The organism is Vibrio sp. Y29_XK_CS5 (assembly GCF_024181835.1).
Taxonomy (GTDB): Bacteria; Pseudomonadota; Gammaproteobacteria; order Enterobacterales; family Vibrionaceae; genus Vibrio; species Vibrio harveyi.
The window spans coordinates 769,196-795,535 of record NZ_JAMZAM010000002.1; the positions used below are offsets into that span (position 1 = coordinate 769,196).

Annotated in this window: 23 protein-coding genes; 8 read left to right on the top strand and 15 right to left on the bottom strand. The window is 43.9% G+C overall.

The features are described 5' to 3' along the window. Window positions 1-9: 9 nt before the first annotated feature. Window positions 10-447, bottom strand: a complete 438-nt coding sequence (locus tag NL647_RS13645) for a MarR family winged helix-turn-helix transcriptional regulator (RefSeq protein WP_017188109.1) — start codon at window positions 445-447, stop codon at window positions 10-12. Window positions 448-650: 203 nt separating this feature from the next. Between NL647_RS13645 and NL647_RS13650 the strand changes: the two genes are divergently transcribed. Beyond that, window positions 651-968: a DUF3861 domain-containing protein gene (locus NL647_RS13650; RefSeq protein ID WP_253650274.1), complete on the top strand. Its 318-nt coding sequence runs from the start codon at window positions 651-653 to the stop codon at window positions 966-968. Between the two features lie 131 nt (window positions 969-1,099). On the opposite strand, the gene NL647_RS13655 is transcribed toward NL647_RS13650, so the two are convergent. From NL647_RS13655 to NL647_RS13690, 8 genes are all read right to left on the bottom strand, one after another. After that, window positions 1,100-2,578: a carboxypeptidase M32 gene (locus tag NL647_RS13655; protein ID WP_005451882.1), complete on the bottom strand. Its 1,479-nt coding sequence runs from the start codon at window positions 2,576-2,578 to the stop codon at window positions 1,100-1,102. A gap of 236 nt (window positions 2,579-2,814) precedes the next feature. After that, window positions 2,815-3,483: a response regulator transcription factor gene (locus NL647_RS13660; protein ID WP_005451883.1), complete on the bottom strand. Its 669-nt coding sequence runs from the start codon at window positions 3,481-3,483 to the stop codon at window positions 2,815-2,817. A 107-nt stretch (window positions 3,484-3,590) separates the two neighbouring features. Beyond that, entirely contained in the window at window positions 3,591-4,463 is an 873-nt protein-coding gene (locus NL647_RS13665) for a hypothetical protein (protein ID WP_114321313.1), read from the bottom strand. Then, entirely contained in the window at window positions 4,453-6,936 is a 2,484-nt protein-coding gene (locus NL647_RS13670) for a fimbria/pilus outer membrane usher protein (RefSeq protein ID WP_253650275.1), read from the bottom strand. The genes NL647_RS13665 and NL647_RS13670 overlap by 11 nt, the downstream gene beginning before the upstream one ends. Further along, entirely contained in the window at window positions 6,920-7,606 is a 687-nt protein-coding gene (locus NL647_RS13675; RefSeq protein ID WP_009696975.1) for a fimbria/pilus periplasmic chaperone, read from the bottom strand. Before NL647_RS13675 ends, NL647_RS13670 begins: the two co-directional genes overlap by 17 nt. Before the next feature lies 1 nt (window position 7,607). Beyond that, window positions 7,608-8,312, bottom strand: a complete 705-nt coding sequence (locus NL647_RS13680) for a molecular chaperone (RefSeq protein WP_005451887.1) — start codon at window positions 8,310-8,312, stop codon at window positions 7,608-7,610. A gap of 76 nt (window positions 8,313-8,388) precedes the next feature. After that, entirely contained in the window at window positions 8,389-8,883 is a 495-nt protein-coding gene (locus tag NL647_RS13685; RefSeq protein WP_005451888.1) for a hypothetical protein, read from the bottom strand. 88 nt (window positions 8,884-8,971) lie between these two features. Further along, entirely contained in the window at window positions 8,972-9,475 is a 504-nt protein-coding gene (locus NL647_RS13690; protein WP_223295806.1) for a hypothetical protein, read from the bottom strand. 403 nt (window positions 9,476-9,878) lie between these two features. Here NL647_RS13690 and NL647_RS13695 point away from each other — a divergent pair, with 403 nt between their 5' ends. The 5 genes from NL647_RS13695 (at window position 9,879) to NL647_RS13715 (ending at window position 16,770) form a co-directional block, all read left to right on the top strand. Continuing rightward, window positions 9,879-10,514, top strand: a complete 636-nt coding sequence (locus tag NL647_RS13695) for a LysE family translocator (protein ID WP_253650276.1) — start codon at window positions 9,879-9,881, stop codon at window positions 10,512-10,514. After that, window positions 10,514-11,080, top strand: a complete 567-nt coding sequence (locus NL647_RS13700; protein WP_172580579.1) for a threonine transporter RhtB — start codon at window positions 10,514-10,516, stop codon at window positions 11,078-11,080. The genes NL647_RS13695 and NL647_RS13700 overlap by 1 nt, the downstream gene beginning before the upstream one ends. 691 nt (window positions 11,081-11,771) lie before the next feature. Next, the gene (locus NL647_RS13705; protein WP_009696971.1) at window positions 11,772-12,542 is read left to right on the top strand and encodes an efflux RND transporter periplasmic adaptor subunit; all 771 of its coding nucleotides are present in this window, start codon (window positions 11,772-11,774) and stop codon (window positions 12,540-12,542) included. Next, window positions 12,539-15,586 (top strand): efflux RND transporter permease subunit, encoded by a 3,048-nt coding sequence (locus NL647_RS13710; RefSeq protein ID WP_253650277.1) that lies wholly within the window; start codon window positions 12,539-12,541, stop codon window positions 15,584-15,586. The genes NL647_RS13705 and NL647_RS13710 overlap by 4 nt, the downstream gene beginning before the upstream one ends. A gap of 212 nt (window positions 15,587-15,798) precedes the next feature. Then, window positions 15,799-16,770, top strand: a complete 972-nt coding sequence (locus NL647_RS13715) for a TAXI family TRAP transporter solute-binding subunit (protein ID WP_005451897.1) — start codon at window positions 15,799-15,801, stop codon at window positions 16,768-16,770. 97 nt (window positions 16,771-16,867) lie between these two features. Here the strand turns inward: NL647_RS13715 and NL647_RS13720 are convergent, their stop codons facing one another. The 4 genes from NL647_RS13720 to NL647_RS13735 form a co-directional block, all read right to left on the bottom strand. Then, window positions 16,868-17,638, bottom strand: a complete 771-nt coding sequence (locus tag NL647_RS13720; protein ID WP_114092832.1) for a sulfite exporter TauE/SafE family protein — start codon at window positions 17,636-17,638, stop codon at window positions 16,868-16,870. A gap of 153 nt (window positions 17,639-17,791) precedes the next feature. After that, the gene (locus tag NL647_RS13725) at window positions 17,792-19,318 is read right to left on the bottom strand and encodes a tripartite tricarboxylate transporter permease (protein WP_005451899.1); all 1,527 of its coding nucleotides are present in this window, start codon (window positions 19,316-19,318) and stop codon (window positions 17,792-17,794) included. Between the two features lie 20 nt (window positions 19,319-19,338). Then, window positions 19,339-19,833, bottom strand: coding sequence for a tripartite tricarboxylate transporter TctB family protein (locus NL647_RS13730; RefSeq protein WP_005451900.1), 495 nt, complete (start codon window positions 19,831-19,833; stop codon window positions 19,339-19,341). Between the two features lie 230 nt (window positions 19,834-20,063). Further along, a complete protein-coding gene (locus tag NL647_RS13735) occupies window positions 20,064-21,038 on the bottom strand; it encodes a tripartite tricarboxylate transporter substrate binding protein (protein WP_009696966.1) in 975 nt (324 codons plus the stop codon). Window positions 21,039-21,322: 284 nt separating this feature from the next. On the opposite strand from NL647_RS13735, the gene NL647_RS13740 reads away from it, so the two are divergent. Continuing rightward, complete coding sequence (locus NL647_RS13740) at window positions 21,323-21,721, top strand: GFA family protein (protein WP_005451902.1); 399 nt, start codon at window positions 21,323-21,325, stop codon at window positions 21,719-21,721. Between the two features lie 159 nt (window positions 21,722-21,880). Here NL647_RS13740 and NL647_RS13745 read toward each other — a convergent pair whose 3' ends face one another. Beyond that, window positions 21,881-22,330 carry an N-acetyltransferase gene (locus tag NL647_RS13745; RefSeq protein WP_005451904.1) on the bottom strand — a complete coding sequence of 150 codons (450 nt, stop codon included), beginning with the start codon at window positions 22,328-22,330 and terminating at the stop codon, window positions 21,881-21,883. A 92-nt stretch (window positions 22,331-22,422) separates the two neighbouring features. Beyond that, window positions 22,423-22,908, bottom strand: coding sequence for a type II secretion system protein (locus NL647_RS13750; RefSeq protein WP_253650278.1), 486 nt, complete (start codon window positions 22,906-22,908; stop codon window positions 22,423-22,425). Between the two features lie 281 nt (window positions 22,909-23,189). Between NL647_RS13750 and NL647_RS13755 the strand changes: the two genes are divergently transcribed. Continuing rightward, window positions 23,190-26,336, top strand: a complete 3,147-nt coding sequence (locus NL647_RS13755) for an HD domain-containing phosphohydrolase (RefSeq protein WP_253650279.1) — start codon at window positions 23,190-23,192, stop codon at window positions 26,334-26,336. The last annotated feature ends 4 nt before the right edge of the window (window positions 26,337-26,340 follow it).

The following is a 26,340-nucleotide window of genomic DNA, read 5'->3' on the forward strand; positions in this document are numbered from 1 at the left end:
TACGTGAGTTTACTTGCTGTCTTTTTTCGCTAAATTATCAGCTAACTTACCTGCAGTAATCTGAAATGCGGCAAGGTCGTCGTCCGACACATCTAGCGTCATCTTTTGAAAGATCTTGGCGTCGACCGTTTTGATCTTCGCTAACACATCATTGCCTTTCTCGGTGGTTAATAAACATTGGCTGCGCTTATCGTCTGGGTTTGGTGTTTTCTCAATAAAGCCTTCTTCAATCAATGTCTTAATTAAGCGTGTAACCTGCGCTTTATCTCTATTTAAGAAGTTCACTACATCCATTGCAGTGCAAGGTGACTGCTTGCTGATGATTTTTATAACGCGCACATGCATAGGTGCGATAGGGAGTTCTAGTTGCTCTATTTGCTCGTGCAGTTGACGCTTCAAAGCGTGTACGAGTTGGAATAGATTATCCAGCGATTTTGGATTCGACATATAACACTCCAAGTGAAAGTGGTTGACATTGTCAACTAAATGACTATAGTTGACATTATCAACTTAATTGAAAGCAACTTCAAGAGCTAGAATTGAATAACAGAATCCTTAGCAATGGTGTTGATGACCATAACATCCGTGACCATCAAACCAAAGATTGAACGCTTTTTAACAAGCTGATGAATTTTGATTGGAGAAATGAGATGAGAAAAGACAACTGCTACCGCATCACCATTGAAGAAGTAAATGTTGAAGAAGTAAATGTTGAAGAAGGGTGTGAAGCAAGAAGCTTGAGTTTTGAAGTTCAAGATCGTGAAGACATGCTAAACATTGTTGAGAAGCTTAATCAGGGCAGTGGATTAGAGCCAACTGATGCGACTCGTGTTGGTGTAGCGCTTCGCCTGCTGGGACCCGTGATGATGAAAGATCGTAAACATCCGTTGTTTATTGACTTTATGCCGCACTTTAGAAATTTCATGCAAAACTTGAAAAGCACAGTGAAGCGTCAACAGGCTCAATGATCGATTTAACTGTGTTTTATACCCAAGTCATTCTCGTTGAACCAAGCATCTCGAGGTTATTTGGGGATAAATTTAAAACTAATAAAAAGGCTGGTATTTCACCAGCCTTTTTGGTTTTTCAAAAGCAAATCTTACTTACCAAGATAACGGCTTTCTAAGTGTGCTTTAAAGTGTTTCGCGTTTAATACATCGCCTGTAGCTTGGCTTACCAAGTCGTCAGTAGACAACAAGCTACCTTTACTCCAGATGTTATCAGATAGCCAAGTGAAGATTGGGGATAGATCTCCAGAGCGAATCGCTCCATCTACATCAACCGTTTGCTTCATTGCAGCCATGAATTGAGCTGCATACATTGCACCGAGCGTGTAGGAAGGGAAGTAACCAAAGGCACCGTCCGTCCAGTGAATGTCTTGCATACAGCCATTCTTGAAGTTACCTTCTGTTGACAGACCTAAGTAAGCCTTCATCTTCTCATTCCACAGTTCTGGAACGTCAGTGTGCTTAATAACTCCATTCATGAGATCGCGTTCAATTTCGTAACGCAAGATAACGTGAGCAGGATAAGTCAGTTCATCAGCATCGACACGGATGAAACCTTTCTCCACGTGAGTGTAGATTTTCGACAAGTTGTCTTGAGCAAACTCAGGACCTTCGAAATGGTTAGAAGCCAGACGAGCAAGGTGCTCAACAAAGGCTTGGCTGCGACCCACTTGCATCTCGAAGAACAGAGATTGAGATTCGTGGATGCCCATTGAACGAGCTTCACCAGCCGTAGTGCCTGCTAATGATTTTGGCAGACCTTGCTCGTAACGCGCGTGACCTGTTTCATGTACGATGCCCATCAATGATTGCACGAACTCTTTTTCGTCGTAGCGAGTGGTAATACGAACGTCAGTAGGAACGCCACCACAGAATGGGTGAACACTTTCATCAAGACGACCATGTTCGAAGTCAAATTGAAGCAGTTTCATGACTTCCAGCCCCAATGCTTTTTGTTTTTCAGCCGGGTAATGACCGTTCGGAAGCAGGATGTTGTTGGCTTTTTGCTTCTCGATGGCTTCATCAATCATTGATGGTAACCATGTTTTTACGTCCGTAAACAACACGTCTAGAGACGCGGATGTTGTGCCTGGTTCGTACAGCTCCAGCATGGCATCGTAAGGTGATGTGCCAGCAGCTTCTGCACGAATTTGAGCTTCTTCTTGAGACAGTTTAACGACTTCTGCCCAGTTTTTTTCGAAACCAGTCCAGTCATCATTCCCACGTTGGCTACGCCACGCATGTTCACACTTAGAACCTGCGAGAGATTGGGCTTGTACTAAAGATTCAGGCAGTAGATTTGCTTGCTGCCAATCGCGTTTCATTTCACGCAGTACGGCTTGATCTTGCGTTGATAATGACTCTTCTTCTGCTTGTGCAAATAGATCACCTAAATGAGGTTGAGTCATAAGAGAGTGAATGTGGACATTAAGTTCTGCCATTGCATTAGAACGGGCTTCCGCACCGCCTGATGGCATAACGGCAGCTTGGTCCCACCCTACGATGGAGGCTAAGTGACCAAAGTTAGAGACTTTTTTTGAATGTTCGACGAGTTTTTGAAATGCGCTCATGTGACTACTCTTTGTTATGTTCTTTCCTTAAACGCCCCAAGCGGGGTCCTTGAACGTACTGTTCGAATCCCTCAGCACCGATGCAGAAAAAGTGCCGCATCAAGAGAATGCCGATAGAGAAGTGTTGCTAATTTACTATTTATTAACAAACAATGCAGGTCTATTGTGCACAAATTCAGACACTTGTACACCTAACCAAAAGGAGCGTTGAGAAACAAAGCTAGAGTCAGCGATGGCTAATGTTCTTGAGTTTCTTGCCTAAGAGGGCGGCTGAATTTTTGAATGGCTTCCTTACGACAGCTAACGTTGAGTTTTTTGTAAAGCTTGTAAACATGGGTTTTTACCGTGCTCTCCGCAACAAACAGGGCGTCAGCAATTTCTAAATTTGATTGTCCCTGAACAATACGATCGAGGATTTGTTTTTCTCTTTTCGTTAATGTGTTGCTGATTTCTTGAGAGCTGATGGCATAAGGTCTGAAATGAATCAGCATTTTTGCCATCAGTTTTCGAGGTAACCATAATTCGCCACTTAAGACGGCATCGATACAGCGAGTTAAATGCTCTATTGGCGAATCTTCATAAAGTACGCCTTTGAGATTGAGACAAGAAAAAAGCCGAAGATCAGAGCCCGTTTTCGGTACGTCATAAACCACTAAGTCGGTGTTTTTTGTTTTGAGTGAGATGTAGTCAGACAGTGGTCTTTCTTCCAATAAATAGTTAGAAATCAGAACAACGTTGTAGCTGGACAAGTTAATTTCTTCGTCTAAGCAATGGATGCTTTTACGGGTAAGTTTGTTTTGGGGGTTCTTTTCCAACTCTCGGCGAATAAACTGGTTTTGAATACAGTTTTCACCAATAAGAAGGATGTTAGATTCTAATTCATTCCTACGCGTCCCCATATTCATAACTAGCCCCTATATAATAGTTTTGTACTAATAATATTGATAATGTAATCACCTTAGTCTAGGGGTATAGTGCTCGCCACTTTTCTCTGTTTCAACTTTGCGACTGCCTAAGGTTGTTGCGAAAGCTTAGGTTCAATTGAGATCTGGAGCACATCGTTGTAGGTACCTCCCGGTTTATTTAGCGTATCGCCGATGATAAATTTCATGTTGTTAGCGTGTCCCTTAGATGGCGTATTTTCGCTGACTCTAGCACTCGCCTGATCTAGGTTAATTTGCTTAGAATCTAGATACATATCGTAGCTAATGTCCCATTGGGTGTCCGCAGATTCGTGTCGGAGCGCACCTCGGTTTGTTGATTCAAAAACCAAGTTATATCCGGCGTTACTTTGAATCCAAAGTTTGGGCGCGGATGTAACTACTTTATTGGATTGGAGTATCCCCATATCCAATTCGTAATGCTGTTGAGTCAAACCATAAAACTGTATTTTGGCCATCGGCAAAACAGTGACTGCGATATTTGTCACAGCTGGTAAAACATATTCGTTATTGAGCAGTTGTTCGGTTAATACTGTCGCTTCGAGCTTGCCTTGATAAATACCTGAGGCGAGCCATTGTTGAGCCGGATAACGTATTTGAAAGGTGATATCAGTGTTATTCTCTGTTAAGACGACATGCCATTGATTACCTTTTTGGTAACCGTTCCCGCCTTGCCATTCGAAAATTAGCTGGGCATTGGCTTCTCCTTTTAAAAAAGAGTCACCATCATCAATCTCTAACTTGACCGGAATTTGGCATTGTTCGCCTTCAATATTCGCGCGCAGTCGATATGTCGAAATGAGTGTGTATGCACCAGAGGCAAACACATCATAGCGTGCCTGCGTAGAAGCAGGTTCGACACTTAAGTTACTCATTGAGCAAAGAGAACCCGCTAATGCTGGGGGAGCAAGCAATATTAGAGTGATAAAAGGTTTAATCCACATAAAGCTCTCCTAATCTGATTAAAACATTGCTGCGTTCATCTAAAGTGATCACCACAGTCTGTTTTTCTTTTGTGTCGAGTGTGAGTTGGTATTGACCGGGGCGTAAGCCGGAGATTGCAAACAAGCCATTTCGATTAGTAAAGAATTCGATGGGCTGTTGGGTTTCGCTACCCAAATAAGTCGCCACGCCAGCAATGAGTGGGATAGGGCTGCCAGTATGTCGATCGAGTAATGTTCCCATTACGGTTAACACAGAATCTGAGCCAATCTTGAGTTGGTAACCGCGTTTGTAGCCAGGATTCAGCCAAAATGCCCCGTCACCTAAATCGTAACCGGGCGGTAGGTTCTCTACGTCATAACTGATCAATTGAGGGTTGTAGGCAACCAAGTCCGGTATCAATACATTGGATGCGCTATGGCTATATACGCGGGCGTTTTCACCGTCTAGAGTTGGATCGATATCAACATTGTTTTCTTCCAAGCTTGGGTGCTTAGACACCACTGCAAACGCTTCACGGACTGGGCGTCCAACTGTGATTGAGGAACCAGCAAAGGCAATCGCACTACTGACTTCTACACGCGTACTGTGGTTTCTTATATCTTCGTTCAAACTCTCCATACGCGTAGCGTGGTCAGCGATAACTTGAAAGCGGTTGGCAGAATAGTTAACGCCAAGGTCAATGTCAGCGTCGCTGTCTCGGCTGGTAACAACAGAAGCATAGCCTGACATGCCCCCAGTATTACCTACATTATTTTGATAAGTGAGGTCTAGTGCTGCTTGATCGACCTCACTGTTGTAGCGGCTGACTAATCGTGTGGAATCGCTTAATGGCCAGCTTAACGTGAGAGACGTATTCCATTCATCTGAACCGACGTCGTTGTTCTGATAGTTGACCCTTGCGCTCCATGTCGCAGGTGTCGAGAAGAACGAACCGGACAGGCTAGGGCTAACTGACCAATAATTCGCAGTATCTTCAGTGCCAGAGCGGTAATTGACCGTCATGGCTGCACGTAAATCGTCATTAATATAAAACGCACCAAACGCCGAGGCATAGTGAGTGGTTTGGTTGAGAGGAGAGTCGATAGTGTCGTAGCTTTCTACGCCCGCGAAGTTTTCCGATTGGTATTCATAGAAAACACTTAATTGTGGTTGCCAAGGGTTGTCATCATCAAATTCTGCATCGAAAGCGATGCGAAATGCTTGCCCAGAATCGAGAGTGGGATGATGGCTTTGAGAGGCGGACAATTCGGTGACACCTAGTGAGCTTGCAATTAAAGCCGTCCCACCATATTGGTACAGGTCTTCACGTTTTTGACCGTTTACGCCTAGCGTAAGCCATGGCAATACACCAACATCAAGATAACCATGTATCAATTTTTGATCGGTTTGATAATCGAGCTCGTTGTTATTGACCTCTGACGGCACGCCCGCCATTAAACTGTACTCAAACTCTCCGCTGTTAAGAAGGTCATTCCCCGTTGCGACAGAAAATTGAATTCTTTCGGTTTGCCCAGAAGAGTCGGTGATCACCAATTCGACATCGTTAGTACCTTGTGCGAGAGGGATATCACTCAAGTTATAGCTGCCTGCGCCCAGTGTCAGCCTCTGAACGACAATGCCATCGATAACAACGTCGACATTCGAGGTGCGTTGCAATGTAAAAGACTGATTGGCTTTAGGGCGCACGTTTCGAGTAGGAATTAAAGTAAAGTCACGTGTGATGCCGATTCCGAGGATGTCGGTACCATCTTGAAAGCTCTTGCCAGAGTTAAACATATCACCCAATACAAGGCGCGTTCCTTGTGAAGGAAAATCATAGTTTAAGCGCGTGCCTTGGCGGTAATAATCTGAGTCTTGAGACGAGCCATTTTCAAAGGTGGCTTCGTATTCAAGGTTTGCAGAACCTGCGTTTAAGCCCGATTCAAATCTTGTACTGTAAATACTTTGTCGGTCATTTTGCTCTGCTATGGTCTGAGTTTCATTCGCCGATGCGGTGACATTAACATAACCACTGAAAAAGCTGGGTTCAGAATAATTAAAATGTTCATTGTCTTCAGCTAACGATATTTGTCGCGTGACGCTCAATTCGTTAGGAACTGAAATGATGCATTCTAGGGTGGATAAATCAAAGGTAAGCCCAAGCCCGGCACGTCGAAAGTCTTCTTGAGATAAGGTCTCTGAATGGGCGTCTCGTAATTTCTCTAAGGCTGACTCGGCGACAGATGACGAAAGTAGGGCGATGGTACTGTCTTTCGGTAAGCGAATCTGGTCATCAGCGGTAATGGTGACTTGTGCCTGACCCAAGACGCTGTCACTGATTTTTAAAAGAGAGGATAGCTCGATATCTCGACCTGTTGGATTAAGCACAACCTCGCGTGCCCAACTGATGTTGATTTGAGCGATACATAAAATCGTTAATAAAATGAATAGGAGCCAAACAGCACTGCTCCGACGCTCATTGCTCTCTTCCATGATATTTTCCTACTGGGATTGCTTTCCGTGAACGCAGGGTGAAGGTAGAAAATGGTGGCAAAAATTGGTCACCGACTTGTTGTTGGAGCGAGTAATTTTCTGTCGCTGTTAACGGCTCAAAATACAGTAGTCGAGAGTAGGTAAAGCGTTCGCCAGTATTACGAATAACCAATTGTCCGGCATCAGACACTTCCAAGGTGACGTCAGGTTGTTGGTTGTTGGAGTACACATGAAGCAGTGCGTTATAATGCACTTTAATTTTGACTCCGCTCTGCTGCACAGGCAAAGCTCTACTTTGTCCATTAGCACCCGTTAAATGAGCTTGCGTAAAGCGTATAAAGTAGCTAGAGGATGTTTTTTGTACAGAAGGATCAAGCCATTGAATACGAAATACTTGCTTTGAGTTCGGTGCTAACATTGCTGCTGGTGGAAAAACCAAAAGTGCGTCGCTATTTAAAGCTTTGGTTTCATATTGACCATTTTTCTTAAATACTAGCTGATGAATACTTACTTCTAGCGGCATTTTTTCTGTTGAATTATTTGTCACTATGATCTGTGATGTTGTATTTCTATCTGTGTTCAATTCAAATACAGTCGGTGAAATAATGATTGCATTACAAAAACCACTAAATAATAACAAGATTAGACATGTTATAGATTGATAGAACATGTTATTTATCCTGTTCTATTTCTATCGACAAATCTGACACGTCAAACCCTTTCAATGGTTTCATTTCAAAAAATCGTGTTGAATGAGGAAGTACAAGTGTGCCTGCGATTAACTTACTGATATCTAATCCTTTTAGGTATTTAGAATTACTGCCATCCGTTAAATGCCAATTAGTATTCGTTAGCCTGCCATAACTATTACCATTATTCTCTACTTCAACAATCCATTTGCTTCCTTTTTGTTTGACACTTTTTATATCTAAGTTTGCCGATGTATTTTTGGGCTTAACATTAATTAGTGTATTGAATTGAAGTAATAACCCCATCTTAGCGCTTTGTTCTTCGCCACGGGCTACTTCAACCTGCTTAATGGAGACACGGTATGCTTTTGATTCAGAGATTGAAGGATCACCCAAATAACGAATCATGACCGATTGAGAGCGACCTGGCTCTATGATTGCGGTTACTGGAATAACGAGCAATTCATCGTCTGCGGGTTTTGTTGTTTCTACACCTTGCTCATCCATGGTCATTGAAAAAGGATAGAGCTCAACAGTTAGGGGTACTCGGGATGTATTGTCGATACGCATCGACATTTGGGCTCGATTGCCTATGGGTTCAATCTCAGCAACCATAGGTTCAACCTTGTATGCGTTAGCGTAAGAACAAAATAAAAATGTTGCGACTAGGATAATCCATCGAGTCATGTTGAGCTCCATCAATGTCAGCTTGGTATGGCTGTGTAGAAAGGGAGGCTATACGCTTAGCCTCCCGGAGGGGAACTTAGTTAGAAGTCACGTTAACGGTTAGCGTATCTGAGTAGCCACCCGCCCATGTTGCCACTTCTGTTGTTTGTACAGTCAATGTCGCATCAACACCAGATGCTAGACCCGAAGAACCTGGGTATGACAGCTCACTAGAGACATCGTTTAAACCCGGACCACCAGGTGCATTTAGATCAAATGATGGAAGACCTGTAGGCGCAAAAGTTGCGGTATAAGTTAGCGCGAAATCTTCGTCATCATCCGATTCAAGACCACCTTCAGAACTGGTCAAAGAAACGGTTGCACCATCGACATCGTTACATTTCATATCCAGATCGATAGAAACAGTTTGTTCTTGTGTTACATCGCCAAAGTCGAGCAATTGAGTAGCAAGCCCTGATACTTCACATACTGGAGAAACATAACCCACTAATTGAACATCACCCGGACCTGCGTGAACTTGCGAACCGAAAATTGCTGTAACAGCCGCTGCACAAATCGTAAGTTTTTTCATAAAAAGATTCCTTTAACTTGAGAGATAACATACATGTTTAGCCCAAATCCCACCGAGCTAGCCTTTCTCTGTATCGAATACAGAACTCCTAGTTGATGACGCTGTTAATTGAGGGGAATACATCAATTTCAATCACGTCTTCGTAATAGCCTGCGTATAGCAAGCGGTCTTCTAGTGTTATTCTTATTTCTCCTAGTGCCGAGAAAGGAATAACACCTGAACTGTCAAAGCGTTTTTCAGAGAGCAAATCAATGCTTTTTACTTCTTCATGAATATTTGCTTTGTTAATGTTGATTTCAAATAAATACTCGAATGGTGGAATATCATCTCTTTTATCCAATTTTAGTCCGCCATTTTTTGAATATACGCTTACGCCGAGTGGTTGGTTGCAATATATGTCCAATGGTAGTGTTTTTATATTGCTGTCTGACAAGTCGATTTTCTGACCTGACGTGAAATTTATCTCACATCGGTCTTCTAATTTGCCAACAAGATTCATCGTTAAGGTATTTGCGTTACTAAATAGTGGCGCAAATATAAATAACCAAATTGCGATCATCAGGCAGCAATGAAAAAGAAGCATATATCCCATTTGCACACCAACTTTCGTTTATTTTGTGTTGTTGAAATAAACTATAATTCCTGATGGAAATAGAAGAGTAGTAAAGGAGGTTGATCGTTTTTATAAAAGTTGTAGAAATAGTAGTAACTCTCTTTATATAAGAAAGGCCTTATGCTCAAGTAACCTCGAGATGCTTTGTTTAGCGAGAATGACTTGGTTTGTAGACGCTACGTTGTTTTCCTTGACCTCGAATCAATGACAACGTTTTGAGCCCTGCATCTTAAAATCATTTGTGTGTCTGCTTATTAAGTGCTTTTATGCGTATGGCTTTGTACGTTATGTGATTTTCAACGATGTTGATCACAAAAGTTGCTTGCGAATTGCGTGGATTGACGGTATTGATGGGTAATGCACAATCACTCACTACAAGAATATGGATATTTTGAATTTTGAGGCATTCCTCATTGCCATCACTATTTTGACGCTTACACCGGGATTGGACACCGCTTTGGTGATTCGTAACACCAGTCGTGCAGGTCTTAAAGATGGTTGTACGACAAGTTTAGGTATTTGTTTCGGTCTGTTTGTTCATGCATTTTTCTCTGCTGTAGGCATCTCTGCTGTTTTAGCTCAATCCGCTGAACTATTTCAAATGGTGAAAATGATGGGTGCTGCTTATTTGATCTGGCTTGGATTAAGTAGTTTGAGAGCGTTAATGAAATCGAATGGCGGCATTGCTGTCTCTGAACAGACCCACCAAGCGTATAGCGGTAAACGCTCTTTCCGTGAAGGCTTCTTATCTAATGTGCTTAATCCAAAAACGGCAGTGTTCTATTTGGCGTTCTTACCTCAGTTTGTTAACCCAGAAGGTTCTCCATTAATGCAATCTATGCTTATGGCGTCTATTCACTTTATGATTGCGATGGTTTGGCAATGTGGTCTGGCTAGTGCATTAAATTCCGCGAAAAGCTTGTTAAAAAATGCAAGTTTTATGAAATGGATGGAAGGGGCAACTGGAGCGGTACTGGTTGCACTTGGTGTTAAATTACTTGTAGAAAAACCAGTCTAATGCACTCACTTGTTCGAATTCTAATTATCCTGATCGCTTTTATTGCGGCGCTTGCTGGTATTGTGGCTTGGAAAACCATACCTCAACTTCACTTTGTTGAAAAAGGCATGCAATGGAACTGGCATTGGTCTTACTTCGAACCATTTTCTAATGGTATTCAAACCACACGTACTCAAGATACTAAACAGCTTTTATTAAGGCGCGTCTATTTGCAAGATTCCACCGTCGTCTTTGTCGGTACGACCTTAGACAACAAGTTCGAAATTGATGTAGTAAATCAAGCGTCTTGTGAGCCAAAGAGCAGTAAATGGGTGTCAGTTTCAGTCAATGGTCAGCCGATGTCGCATGTACCAATGGTGTGCGAGAAGACCGGTGAAACGTACATCTATCGATTTATCGGCAATAAGCTAAGAACGCTTGAGTTTGGTATTGACGATAGCTTTATTCGTGAAGATTTTACATTGTGGCCGATTTCAGAGATAAAAGCGGATCAGTTCAAACAGCAGCACTCTGTATTTTTCAATAAGAAAGATGGTGGTGAAGATCATCAATGGCTCAGAGATTGATGCGCTATACCTAAGTATCTAGGAGTGACCTGGGTATAAATACAATATGATGAAATGAGAAAGAGACAAGTCGATCGGCTTGTCTCTTTTTTTATAGCCAAGCATCGCGAGGTTATAGAGGTATACCCAAGTGACTTCAAGATGCTAGATTCAGAGCGTCGTCACTGATTCAAGTTCAAGGAAAACAACGAAGCGGAATAGCAAGCTATTTCCAAGTTGTTTGACGATGAAATTGCTTCAGTGACACGCTCCCGAAGGGCGAGTTGCCTTGGTTCGCATGCTTCGTTAACAATTTTCGATTTAGAACCACTAGATCTTCAAATTGTTGCCTCGCCTTCAAACCAAGTCATTCTCGCTGAACCAAGCATCTCGAGGTTACTTGGGTATATATCAAATCATGGCTAGTTTCTCTCGATAGACCTGCAACGGTTTTGATTGAACGAAGTACTAACAAATCAGAAAGGACTCCCTCGATTTAAGTAGTTAAACGCTTCATTCAGGACTCACTTTTTTTCCACACCTCCACTGATAATTTATATATCAAGCATCAATAAATAAGAGCGTTAATCGTTTGCTGTACTTCTGGTTAATGCCTTAGTAAACACTAAAGGCTTGTGTGTTCCTGTCAGTGGTGACTTGTCGGAGGAACGGTTACACAAGTCATTTGGTTCATCGGAAATGAGATAACTAAATGAAAAAAAGATCCGTACTAATTCCTTTATTTCTTTTATCAAGCGCTGCTCATGCAGCGAGCGATTACGTTGTTGGTCAACTGATTCCTGAAAAAAGTGTTGTGGTAAAAAGTGAAGTCGTCGGCGTGGTGGATTCTTATCGTTATGATAACGGTGACTCTGTGACTCAAGGGCAGGAGCTATTGTCTCTGTCCTCAGAAGACTATGCATTGAGTTTGGACTTAGCCCGTAACGAGTTAGAGGTGAGTCGTGCCGAGTTAGATATTCAAGAAAAGCAATTAAAGCGTTATCAATCCTTGCTGACCAGTAATGGCGTCTCGGCAAGTGACGTGGACAACCAAATTCGTGTAACCAACATTGGTCGAGCTCAATTCAACGTAAGTAATACACACTACAAAATCGCCGCACGAACGCTGGATAAAGCCTCTCCGGATGCACCTTTTGATGGGGTGATTACTAATCGCTCTGTTGAGTTAGGGCAGTTTGTTTCGGTGGGTGATGCGCTCTTTACCATTGCAGATATGGAACGATTGAAAGTACGTTTTCACCTGTTAGAGATTGATTTCAACAAGTTCAGTAAAGGCGAGAAGGTTAAGGTCGAAGTGCCTTCCGTTGAGCAAACGCTGGATGGCACCATCACTTTGCTTTCTCCTGCTTTCCAAAACAGTGAGCCGGGCTTCCTTGTTGAAGTGACGGTAGAAAACGCTAACGGCAAGCTTAATCCGGGAATGGAATCGTACGTGTATTTCAATGATCAGGAGGCACTGTGAATTTCTTCTTAGATTTGCTCTCTCAACGAAAGTTTGCGTCTAAAATCCTGACCATTTTGATCATCAGCATTGGTGCCCTTACTGCCTACAATCTTCCCCTTGCTGAGAAGCCTCGATTTGACTTAGGAAAAGGCGATATCGTCACGGTTTATCCTGGTGCCAGTGCGAAAGATATTGAAAGCAACATCACCAGTAAAATTGAGAAAGAATTGCTGTCTATTTCTGGATTGAAAGAGTTTACCTCTACGTCGGAAACGGGCGTGTCAAACATCAGTGTGGTGTTGGATAGCAATGTCTCTGATCCGAATACGGTTTACCAAGACATTCGAGATGCACTGGCAAGGGTAACGGATTTACCCGCTGGTGTGACCGAAGCGCCAACGCTGTCGATCAAAAAATCGTACAGCTTGGATTTCATGGTGGTCGGTATTTCTGGTGATGTTGGTTATAAAGCACTGCGAGATAAAGCCAAAGACCTAGAGTTGGCTTTGCGGCGTGTTGAGGGGATTGGTGAAGTTTACACCGTCGATTTGCGTGCGCCAGAGTTCTTAATCCAACTCGAACCGATTTCTTTGAGACGTTATGGCTTAACGTTGGATCAAGTGGCGGCATTGATTGCAGAGCGTAATACGCTGATCAGTGGTGGTCGTCTGGAAACGTTAAAGAACAACCCAGAACTGATGACCTCTGCCGAACTGGATAGCATTGAAGAGCTGCGTGAAATGTTCATCTCATTCAGCCCGAATATTCAACTTAAAGACGTTGCAGGTCTCATTGAGGATGGGTTTGAAAAAGGCGAGGTTTATGGCTCAATCAACGGTAATAAGAGTATTCTTTTTGACTTAAGAACTAATGAAAGCGCGGACGTTATTAGCACTTCTAACGCGGTGAAAGCTCTGGTTGCAAATCAGCAAAAACTGCTCGGTGACAAATACACTATCGCCATCGGTTCTGATTTGTCTGAAGACATCCAAGAGAAAGCGCGCATAGTGCAAGACAACGGCTTGGTTGGACTTGGCTTGGTGCTGATCACGTTGGCGCTTTTCCTTGATAGACGCATTGCATTTTGGGTCGCGGTTTCTATTCCCGTATGTATCTTCGGCACGCTGGCTTTGCTGCCTCCTTTCGGGCAGATTCTGGATGTGTTCACTATGTCCGCCTTAATTTTGATTGTCGGAATTATTGTCGATGATGCCGTGGTGGTGAGCGATAAAATCGTGGCACTAGTTGAAGAAGGTTATCCAGTTGATAAGGCGGTCTCGCAAGGTGTGAAGAGTGTATTCCCAGCGGTCCTAGCAAGCATTTTATCGACCATGATTGCCTTCATACCTTTGCTCTTCTTACCGGGAAACAGCGGTAAATTGGTTTATGTAATTCCGCTTACGGTCATTATTGCGTTGTGCTTTTCGTTTATCGACGCGCTGTTCTTTATTCCTGCCCATTTAAAAGGCATTTTGAGTAAGAAGAGTCAGGTAAAGAAAAAGCCATTTTTAGATTTAAGCGCACTGAATCGTTTAATTGAACTTGTCATTCGAAACAGCAAAGTAGCGCTGCCATGTATTACCGTAGTGATTCTGACTTTAGGAGCGATTTCATATAAGAGTTTGAGCTTCTTGTTCTTCCCAACAGACGGCGCGTATTTGATAGAAATCAGTGCTGAATCGAATCCAGAGTTAGATTTGGATGACGTCTGGAAAGAAACACAACATCTCGAAGCGCTGATCAAAAGCACTGAAGAGGTGAATTATTGGTACGGCGAAGTGAGCTCACCAAATAGCTATTGGGTGATTTCATTAACACCACCAAACAGCCGAACAAGAACCGCAGAGCAAATCGTCGAAGAGTGGGAAGAGAAAGCAACGCAAATTACAGGGTTGGCTCAAATTGAGTTCGATATTGATGGCGGCGGTCCTCCGGTAGGACGTCCAGTGGACTTGCGTGTCGTTGGCGGTACGGATGAAGGGCGAGAAAAGCTTGCTAATGATTTGACGGCGTACATTGAATCATTGGAAGGGACGAGCCGAGTACGACGTGATTTAAATGCACCAGCACCACAGATTCAAGCTGAGCTGCAACATCACTGGCTCAAGTACTACGGCATCAGTGCCAACAAAGTCGGGGATATCATTAAGTTTGCGATTGACGGTCAACGCGTGACGCGGATCTTTAATGGTGAAGAAGAAGTGTACTTCCGAGTCGCTTTAGAAGAAGACGACAAATCCTTAAAAGAACTGGATAACATTTTGGTTCGCGCCAGCAATAACAAGCTGGTGCCATTAAGTGAGCTGGTTCGATGGAGAAATGCCGATGCAGAAGCACAAATCAAACACTTTAATGGAGAGCGAGTGATTCGTGTCTCGTCAGGTGTCGATTCGACCGTGACTGATCCGGTTGCCGTTTTTGCTGCGGTTCAAGAAGCCTTTGCCAATAAAGAATACGGCGGTGCCTCTATTATTGCGACAGGGCAGATCTTAGAAACACAAGAAGCGCAGCAAGGCTTTGTCATCGCGATTAGTGTGGCGTTTATTGGCATTGCGTTGCTTCTGATTCTTCTTTTTGACCGAATGCGCGAAACCTTAATTGTGTTGACGGTGATTCCTTTTGGCATCGCTGGTGCGCTGTTTATTCTGTTCTTACATAATCAGGTGCTGAGCTTTTTCTCCATCATCGGGATGATTGCCTTGATTGGTATTATGGTAAACAACAGCTTGGTGCTGATTTGGCACTTCAAAGAACACGAAGCGGAATGTAACGATACCAACTTGCTGGAGTTTGTAATTCGTGGAACGCAAAGCCGAGTGAGACCAATCACCTTAACCACAATCACAACCGTTGCAGGTCTTATCCCGCTTGCGTACGGCTTGGGTGGTTACGATAACTACATGTCACCGATGGCGCTGGTGGTTGGTTGGGGCTGCGTGATCTCGATGATCGTCACGCTTACCGTGATCCCATCCATTTACCTATGGACACACAGGAAAGGAAATGAAAGTGCATCCGCCGTCAATGACAGCAGCGAGGAGAGAACCCTAGCGACCGACTAAGTACTATTGAAATTCCGGACAGCCCGCAGTTAAATTCTGCGGGCTTTTTGGTTGGGCTAAAACTAAAGTCGAACACGGTTCATAATTGCTTACCGATCAATGCCTTTTGCTGCGTGGTGATAATTCTCAGGATGTGATCTTAAACGTTATCAGTTTGTTAACGATTGCTATACTTACCAAGCCATAAACAAAGGAAAAAATAAGGACGTTCAATGTTAAAGCTCAAGCAAATTGCTGTCGCGGCTTCTCTGGCTGCACTAAGTACAAGTTTTTCAGTTTCTGCTAAAGATACGTTCGTAACCATTGGTACGGGCGGTGTAACTGGCGTGTACTACCCGACGGGTGGTGCAATTTGTCGTTTGGTGAACAAATCACGTGCTGATCATGGCATCCGTTGTTCAGTAGAAAGTACCGGTGGTTCTATCTACAACATCAATACCATTCGCGCAGGTGAGTTGGATTTAGGTATCGCGCAGTCGGACTGGCAATACCATGCTTATAACGGTACGAGCAAGTTTGAAGATAAAGGACCATTCAAAGAGCTTCGTGCGGTGTTCTCTGTACACCCAGAACCGTTCACCGTTGTGGCTCGTAAAGACGCTAACATCAACACGTTTGATGACCTAAAAGGCAAACGAGTGAACATTGGTAACCCTGGTTCTGGTCAGCGCGGCACCATGGAAGTGCTAATGAAAGAGTACGGTTGGACGAATGATGATTTCAAGCTGGTATCTGAACTAAAAGCATCAGAACAGTCAAAAGCACTGTGTGATAACAAGATCGATGCGATGGTTTACACAGTCGGTCACCCAAGTGGTGCGATTAAAGAAGCAACTACCTCGTGTGACAGCAATATCGTAACGGTAGCCGGTCCACAAGTTGAGAAGTTGGTTTCTGATAACAGCTTCTACCGTATCGCAAACGTACCGGGTGGCATGTACCGCGGTTCAGAAAGCGATGTACAAACCTTTGGTGTAGGTGCGACGTTTGTTTCTTCAACGGCCGTGCCAGACGAAGTAGTTTACAACGTAGTGAAAGCGGTATTCGAAAACTTTGATGATTTCCGCCGTCTACACCCAGCATTCGCCAACTTGAAGAAAGAAGAAATGGTGAAAGATGGTCTATCTGCGCCGCTTCATCCAGGTGCTGAGAAGTACTACAAAGAAGTGGGTTTGATTAAGTAATTTCACTTAAAACTAATAAAAACGCCATCGTAGTTTGCGATGGCGTTTTTGTTTGTGAGCAATGAGTGCTTGGCTTTGGTTATATCGTGGTATTGAGTTAGGCATATACATCTAAGAAGAAGTAAATGGTAATCGCGATAGAAGAGAGGGCAACGAAGCCTTTTACATGACTAGGATTCAACTGGCGAGATACTCGCGCTGCCAAGTAGCCGCCAACTAATGTGCCAACCATTACAACGCTGCCTTTGGTCCAATCGATCGAACCGTTAGCAACAAAAATTACGATGGCAATCAGAGAAACACAGGTCGAAACCAGCAGCTTAAGCCCATTCATTAAGTTGATATCTTGGTGTCCTGCAACCACTAAATAACTCAACACGATCACGCCTAGTCCCGCGTTAAAGAAACCACCGTAAGCAGAAACTCCAACTAAAAGCAGGCTCAAAGCGATTACGCCTAAAATGCCGGCGTGTTTGGTCTCTTTGGTCATAGACTTAATCAACGCAGTCATGCGTGAGCCAGTTAAAAACAGTACGGTTGCGAATAACAGTAGCCATGGAATCGCTTCAAGAAAAACAGACTCTGGCGTATTCAGCAGAAGATAAGCACCGACAGCGCCACCAATCAAACTGAAAGAGATAGTGAAAGCCAGCTCTTGCTTGTTCTTCATGATTTCTTCGCGAAAGCCGACTGCACCACTGATGTAACCTGCGCAAGAAGCATAAGTATTCGTCGCGTTCGCCATGATGGGAGGCACGCCAACCGCCATTAATGCAGGGAAGGTAATGAAGCTACCACCACCGGCGACGGAGTTCATGATCCCACCAACGACGCCCGCAGCAAACAAGAGAGCAAATTCCAGCAGCATAAAAAGTCCTTTTTTGTTCTTATAATTTTTGTTTCTGAACGGTTAACACTACGCAACTCACCCAAAGAAATAAAGTAGCGATTAGTCCAAGAAAAAGCCACCGCAGAGGGTGGCTTGGTTTCAAAGGTCTATCTTGAGGGAGAGATAGAATGCTTATTGCTCAACTTTCACTGGTTGCGCTTTAAGCTTTTGAAAGAGTTTTACAAACAGTGGGCTGCCAAGTACCAATACTGCAAGCACTGTGAATGTCAGTGTGATTGGGCGTTCCCATAAGAAGCTCAGTTCACCGTCGGAAATCATCAATGCACGACGAAGGTTCTCTTCCATTAATCCACCAAGGATAAAGCCAAGCAACAGCGGTGCGAGAGGGAAGTTTGCTAACCTTAGTGCGATGGCAGCCATTGCCACAAGTAACATCACAAACACGTCCATGGTGTTGAAAGAAACCAGATACACACCCGTAATGGAGAAGAACAGAATCATCGGCAACAACACGGTTCTTGGTACTGCCAACAGCTTTGAGATGTATGGGATCAGCGGTAGGTTAAGAATAACCAACACAATGTTGCCGAAGTACATGGAGATAATTACCGACCAGAACACATCTGGATGTTCAACAAACAGACGAGGACCTGGTTGAATACCGTAAGCGATTAATGCTCCTAGCATGATTGCGGTTGTACCAGAGCCCGGAATACCAAGAGTCAAAAGAGGAACGAAAGAACCACTTGATGCCGCGTTGTTCGCTGACTCCGGAGCGACCAAACCTCGGATGCTGCCTTTACCAAACTGCTCTTTTTTATCCTTTGGAGCAAGGTTACGTTCCATGCCGTAACTTAAGAAGGCGGCGATGGTTGCACCTGCGCCCGGAAGAACACCTGTAAAGAAGCCAAGGATTGAAGAGCGAATAGAAACAGGCGCTACTTCTTTGATTTCTTCCTTGGTGACTTTCATCGAGCCAATGTTGCTCAGCTTATCTTGTTCCTCATCACGCGTATCTTCAGAAGGCTTCAAAATACCCATCAACGTTTCACCAAGCGCAAAGGTCGCCATCGCCAACAATAGGAAGCTAAAGCCATCCATCAAATCCGTTAGGCCAAAGGTGAAGCGTTCGACACCGACGCCTTTATCAATGCCGACTGTAGACAACATCAAGCCTAGAATGGTCATCATCCATGCTTTTATTACTTGTCCTTTGCCAGCGAACGCAGCCACTGCGGATAAGCCAAGAAGCATTAGCGCAAAGTAGTCAGAAGATTGGAAGCTTAACGAGACGTTAGCCAATGCTGGTGCCGCCACAAGTAGCATTATTGCTGAAAGCGTGCCACCAGTGAAAGAAGAGTAAGCCGCCAGTGCAAGCGCTTTACCTGCTTGTCCTTTCTGCGCCATTGGGTAGCCATCAAACGCGGTAACTACGGTTGAAGAACAACCCGGTGCGTTGATAAGAATAGAGGAAGTTGAACCACCAAATACCGCACCATAGTAAACACCTGCCATCAGAATCAGACCCGAAGATGGATCCAAACCATAGGTGATAGGAATCATCAGAGCGATGGCAGAAATAGGACCAAGCCCCGGTAGCATGCCGATAAACGTACCAACAAAACAGCCAACAATCACCATCATGATGTTCATTGGCATCACGGCGGTGGATAAACCTTGTAGAATTCCATCTAACATAATTCAGTCCTTTCTTTTGACTACCAGATGGTGAAAATCAGACCAGGCTCAAGGTAGATATCCAGACCTTGAGTGAGCAACAAGTAAAACGCGATAACGAACGGGAATGAGGCTCCAAACAACACCGATTTACGTCGTTCGCCAAGAAGGTAAAAGCCCGCAAGCAGGAAGAATCCTGTCGCTAATACAAAGCCGATGTAAGTCAAACCCAGACCATAAAGCGCCATCAAAACTAAAAAGGCGATAAGCAATTTCCAGTTGAATGACATCACAGCGCCGCTTTGTTTATCGGGCTGACCAGTGACCAATAGCATTAGCGCTAAACCAATCCCGACGTAGGTCAGAATGGTCGGTAAAGTGCGAGCCGTGAAGGGTTCGTATTCATCCCCGGGAAAGAGAGGGATTTGCGTAGTTTGGTAGCCATAGCATAGGCAAAACAACAAAAAGATCATCGCGCCAACACGATCGCGGCACAGCAAGTTCTCTTTGGTAAAAATATTGGTTGAATGAGACATATCCAACTCCTAGAACAACAGGAAAAGACCGTATATGGGCGTTAATGAAGAAGGACCAAGTCATTAACAATTAAGCGCATCGCTGCTAGTCGAGTTACTTAGTGTTTACCAATCAATAAACAAAGGAGTTTTTACTTGTCGAATATCGACAATGCCCATATACGGTGAAATTAGAGTGCAAATACAACGGGGCTAGGGATAGCTAACCCCACAAACTCGGATGGGAGTTATTACTTTTTAAGGAAACCTAATTCGCGCATTAGATCGCCCATTTGCTGCTCTTGCTCTTCTAGGAACGCGAAGAACTCTTTATCCGCTTTGTAGTTGTCAATCCAACCATTGCGGTCACGAACAACTTGCCATTCGTCCGTTTTGTACATTTTGGTCAGAGCTGCGTTCCATTCGTCGAGCTTGGCTTGGCTTGTGCCAGGAGCGGCAAAGAAGCCACGCCAGTTCGCGAACACAGTCTCATTGCCATATTCTTTCAGGGTAGGGATGTTTGGTGCAGCGTCTAGACGTTTTGGTGCCGTAATCGCCAGTACTTTTACCTGACCAGATTTCGACATCTCTAATACTTCGCCAAGACCGGTTGAAAGCAATTGTGTTTCGCCAGACAGAAGCGCTGCCATTGCTTTGCCGCCAGCGTCATACGCGATGTAGCGAACTTTACGCGCGTCAAAACCTTCGCCTTTAAATGCAGCTGCGACGACAAGGTGATCCATCGAGCCACGAGCAGAACCGCCGGCGATTTTTACTTTACGTGGGTTAGATTCGAAATCTTTGACCACATCTTCCCATGTGTTGTACTTCGAATCCGCGGAAGTCACGATAGCGCCGTAATCAGCAATCGTCGCAGCTACTGGCGTGAGATCTCGAAAAGATTGCGGGAAGATACCCGTCAGTGAACGAACAACGATTGGGGTTGAGTTCACCATCAACGTATCAGGTTGGCGCTCAGCGGTTTCGATGAGGTGTGCAATGGCTTTACCACCACCGCCACCAGAGAGGTTTTGGAAAGAGACATTTTCAACGATGTCGGATTTAACCAGTACATCACCTGTACCACGAGCCGTCATATCCCAGCCACCACCAGCACCACCAGGGATTAGAAAGTGGATTTTTTCAACATCAGCAGCAAAAGCGTGGAAAGAAAATGAGGCTGCAATGATGGATGCGGCGAGCGTTGGTTTGAGTACCTTTAACATGTTTCACGTTCCTTATGTTGGTGACTCTCTTGTTTTGAAGAGTCTTATTATTTGTTCTCCTAGCAAGGTAGGGTGACTCGCTAGTGATGAGTTAAAGGTTAATAAGGTGTTAACGTGATGTCTCTAATGCGTAGATAAAGAGAATATTGAGCATAAACGACGTTTTGTTCATAAAGTTCACGCAAATATACTCATCAAAGAATGTGGTGAAAGACTAGGTTGGTCACATCAATGGAGTGTCTAAAACCGCCATAATGATGGAGGTTGAATAGGGAGGAATAGAGATGAAAGGAACATGTTTATGTGGCGCTATTGAAGTGACCGCACCTCAACACAATGAAGTGAGCTTTTGTCATTGCGATATGTGTCGAAAGTGGTCAAGTGGGCCTCTGCATGCGGTGCATTGTGGTCCCGGTGTGACATTTAACGGTGCTGAGCCTAAACGCTATCAATCATCCCAATGGGCAGTACGAGGTTTTTGTGGTGAATGCGGCACGAATATCTATTACCACTTGTTGGCAACAGATGAATATATTCTTTCTGCGGGATTATTTAATGAGCCAGATTTCAAATTAAGCTTAGAGATCTTCACTGATGAGAAGCCCGCATACTATGATCTGCAACCACACAGCAAGAAAATGACAGCTCAAGAAGTTTTTGACCAATACGCGCCAGAAGAGTAGATAAAAATGAAGTTTCTCTGGTTAAAGGTTTTACTGACAGTAGCGGTATTTGCAGGTTTATTTTTGATTGTCTATCAGCAAGTACAAAGTGGTGTAAGTTGATCATTAAAAGCCGAGTATTAACTCGGCTTTTCGCTCTTTGCTCATGTGCTCGTTTGATTACTTAAGCATGTGAACATAGTTATAAAACTCGACATCTCGTACGTAACCGTGTTTTTCATACACGGATTGTGCGGTTTTATTATCAATACCAGTGCTTAACATAACAAAGGCAGAGTCGGTCTCTTTTGCCAGTTGGTCCGCTTGTTCCAATAAGCGTTCACCAATCCCTCGTTTTCTCTGTGATGAATCCACATACAAATCGTACAGAAGCCAAATCTTACGCATTTCTAGCGAACAAAAGAGTGGATAAAGCTGCGCAAAACCGAGCGTCCGCCCACTTTCATCCGTTGCGTAGTACACGACTGATTCTTCATTCTCAATACGAGCTTTGATAAAAGACTCTGGGTCTTTACCTGAAACATCGACTTGATAAAACTCAAGATATTTTAGGTAAAGAGGAGAGACCTTTTTGACATCAGAGACACCTGCTTTTTTCACGACGATCATAATAAAACCTTAAGGGTATATAAGACATTAGCTAGCATACGCCGATTGAAGAATAAGATTTCGTAGTAATCTAATCTCTCTAAAATGGAGCTCTAGCAATAGTCGTAAAACTTTGTGATGGTTAACTTATTCGTAGTTGCAGTTAGACTCGTAGCGCCGTGAGATGGGCGGCTGATACTGAGGAAACAACCTGACTCTTTTATCTGTTCAGGTGACTTTTCCTTGCCTAAGTAAATAAGTAATGACGGTTTCTCGGTCGGTCCGATATTGGCAAGGTTCAACCCTTGCACGCCCATCGCTTTCTCTACATTGAAGTCATCCAACGCTAGCGTTCCCAATCTGACATAAATGTTCAGTTCTGACAGTTTTGCTAACGGCATTTCTGCGACACCTTGACTCTTAGCGTGTGTCATCATCTCCTGGTTGATGTCATGAAATTTTTCGATAAAAGATTCCAAGCTGTTGAGTCGATCTTGACGTTGCTTCTGCATGATTTGTGGTGCTGAAAACAAACTTATTATGGCTAAGAGAATAAGCGCTACAGTAACTTCGGTTAAGGAGAATCCTTTTTGCTTCATAGATATTTCTTACAGATAGAGGGGGCATACAAAAGAAGCGTAATGTTAGCGAGCTAGGTGCTTAGGATAAATTTGAGATGACCGATTATTTCAACAGTCGAAACCTATGAAAGAACTGAGACTGTGGTTGCGATAGTGGTACTTGCCGATTAATAACCTTTTGGTCGCTCCTTGTGCAAGTCTATGAAAAATATGTACTAGACTTGATATTAATATGCCTCAAGTTGCCAACATAGGTAGCGAATTTTCTTGTCGTCAATGCCATTGGAGGGCGTTATCGCGTGAAAACTAAATCAGGTTCTCCTCGTAAGTTTTCGATTAAGTTCACCGTCGGAAGTCTCTTCATATTTGCTACTGCAGTGACTGCGTTACTCGGGGTTGGTATGCAATACTACTTTGGTAAGCAGATGTCAGAGGAACATATTTTGACGCGCTTAACCATGACGGCTAAAGACGTCAGTAGCCATATCCATCAAATTGATGCGAGTGCAACAAGTAGTGCAGGGATACTGCGGAGTGTAGCTGATTACAGTGATACACAATTTAGTGAAGATGAAATTCAGCACGTATTTACCCAAACCTTGATTGATAACCCTGTCTTTTACAGTATTTACTTTGCGAATCAGGAAGAGTTCTTCTTTCAAGTCGTTAACTTGGAATCTTCTTCAATTGTTAGAGGAAAAATAGGAGCGGCGCCGGATGAACGTTGGGCGGTTATCAAAATTCTAGGAGAAGGCGAAGAGCGAACAAGATATTCCTTATTTTATTCAGAGTCGCTTGAGCTGGTTCGTACTACAAAACAAACTAGTAACTTCTATCCATCTCGGAGACCTTGGTTCGACAATGCCTCAAAAAACAGTGTCTACAAGACCGATCCCTACTTATTTCAGCATTTAAAAATCACCGGTCAATCCTATTCTGTTCGCAGTAATAAAGGCGCAGTGATCGGTGTCGATACCGTGCTCTCGTCTCTGAGTGAGAAAATCACAGCGACTGAACTCGGAATGAAAAAAGATGATGGCGTAGAGTCGTTCATTTTTAACAATCGAGGTGAAGTGATCGCTTCAAGCATCAACGTATTTCAAGAGGTTGAAATTCCGACATCGCCACCGTTAACTTTAACAAAAGAACAGCAAGCATTATTGAATGATAAAGAGTTTGTTGTGTCCAACCAGAATGATTGGGGGCCATACGATTATACCGAGAGTGGTGAGCCTGGTGGCTATGCTATCGATGTTTTAAAACTCATCGCTGAGAAAACGGGCATGGCAGTGGAGTTCGTAAATGGCTTCAGTTCTGCAGAATTGGTGAAGAAGTATCGCAATGGCGAAATAGATATACTTCAGCCCGTGCTTGGTGCTCCCTCTGAATTTGGTCTCAAGAGCCATCCGATATTTTACGGACAACTGGCTATTGCAGCCAAAATCGATATTCCGATGCCCGTTTCTCTAACTGAACTCACGAACCAAAAAGTGGGCGTCGTCGCTGGCTTTGGAATGAAGGATTGGTTACTCGAACGTTATCCGACACTCAATATTGTTGAACAACCTAATCTCGATTTAGCAAAACGAGCGCTGCACATGGGGGATATTGAATACCTTGTAGACAGTTACCTAACCATGGTTGAGATGAAGCGGTTGGTGAAGCTGACCAATATTCATGTCGGGTTGCTCGACGCGCCACCTTTGGAGTTTTCTCTGTTTATGAAGGAGAAAGACAAAGACGTGGTTGAGCTTATCAACCAAGCGATCGCGGCAATTTCACCAGAACAAAAAGTAGCGTTGCAAGAGAAGTGGCTCAAACCTCATCAATGGAGGGGGAGTTTTGCGCCTTATCCAGAAGTCTATGAGCTAGCAACCCAAAAAGACAAACACGACACGATGAACAAAGTGACCATTGAGGGAGAGCATCGATTTCTCTATATCACTAAGTTGCAATCTACTCGTGGAACAAGTGACTACTTTGCGGTGTTAGTTTCCGAGCAAGTCGTTACTGATGCTGTCACCAGTCGATTATCCAAGGCTATTGCGTTTACCTCTATCGTGATGGTTATCTTGTTTCCATTAGCATGGAAGGTTGGATCACCTATTGTGCATCCGATTCTGGCGCTTCGAAAAGAAACCATCAAAATCAAAAATCGTGAATTTGACCAATTAGCTCCGGTAGAAACGCGTATCAAAGAAGTTTCTGACTTGTCTGACTCAGTTACCGAAATGACGCAAGAGATTCAGCATCACGAGCAACAGCAAGAAGAGTTTGTTGAAGCCTTTATTCGCCTTATTGCGCAAGCGATCGATGACAAGTCTCCTTATACTGCGGGGCACTGTAATCGTGTTCCAGAAATTGGCTTGATGTTGGCAGAGGCAGTAGAGAAGTGCGACACCGGTAAGTTCAAAGATTTTAAATTCAACAATGACGATGAACGACGTGAATTCCGTATCGCGGCTTGGTTACATGACTGTGGCAAGATCACCACGCCAGAACACATCGTTGATAAAGGCACTAAGTTAGAAGCCAACTATAACCGCATCAATGAAATTCGCACTCGTTTCGAAGTTCTAAGGCGAGATGCTGAAGTGGAAATGTGGAAGTCGATATCTACTGGTGAACTGTCAAAAGAAGAGGCGCAAGCCAAGTTCGACCAACGAGTTGCGCAGTTGGATGAAGACTTCCGATTTGTTGCCAACGCCAACGTGGGTAGTGAGTTCATGGGTGACGATAAGATTGAGCGAATAAAACAAATCGCCCAGCAAACTTGGTTGCGTCACTATGATGATCATCTTGGTCTTTCTCCATTTGAAGAAATGATTAAGCCAAAATCTGACGTGACGCTACCCGTGGTTGAAAGCCTGTTAGCGGATAAGCCTGACCATATTATTGAACGCGTTCGCCCAATGGAATTTGCACCAGAGCATGGCATTAAGGTGCAAGTGCCAGAGCATCAATATAACTTGGGTGAAGTGTACAACCTGACCATTTCCCGCGGAACGTTAACGCCAGAAGACCGCTTCAAAATTAACGAGCACATGATCAGTGGCATCAAAATGCTGGGGGCACTGCCATTCCCTCCGGAGTTAAGCAACGTGCCGCGTTACGCTTCGACTCACCATGAGACGCTGAAAGGCACTGGCTATCCGCGCCGGTTGAGTGCAGAAGATTTATCGACCCCAGAACGCATCTTGGTGATTGCGGATATTTTTGAAGCGTTAACCGCAGGGGATCGACCATACAAGAAAGCCAAGCCAGTAAGTGTTGCGGTCGACATCATGTACAAAATGGCACTAGACGAACACTTGGATATGGATTTGTTCTTGTTGTTCTTAGAAAGCGGGGTTTACCGTGATTACGCCAACAAGTTTATGCCAGCCGAACAGGTTGATGAGGTGGATATTGAGAAGTATCTGAAGTCGAAATCATCAGACGCGTAAGCCA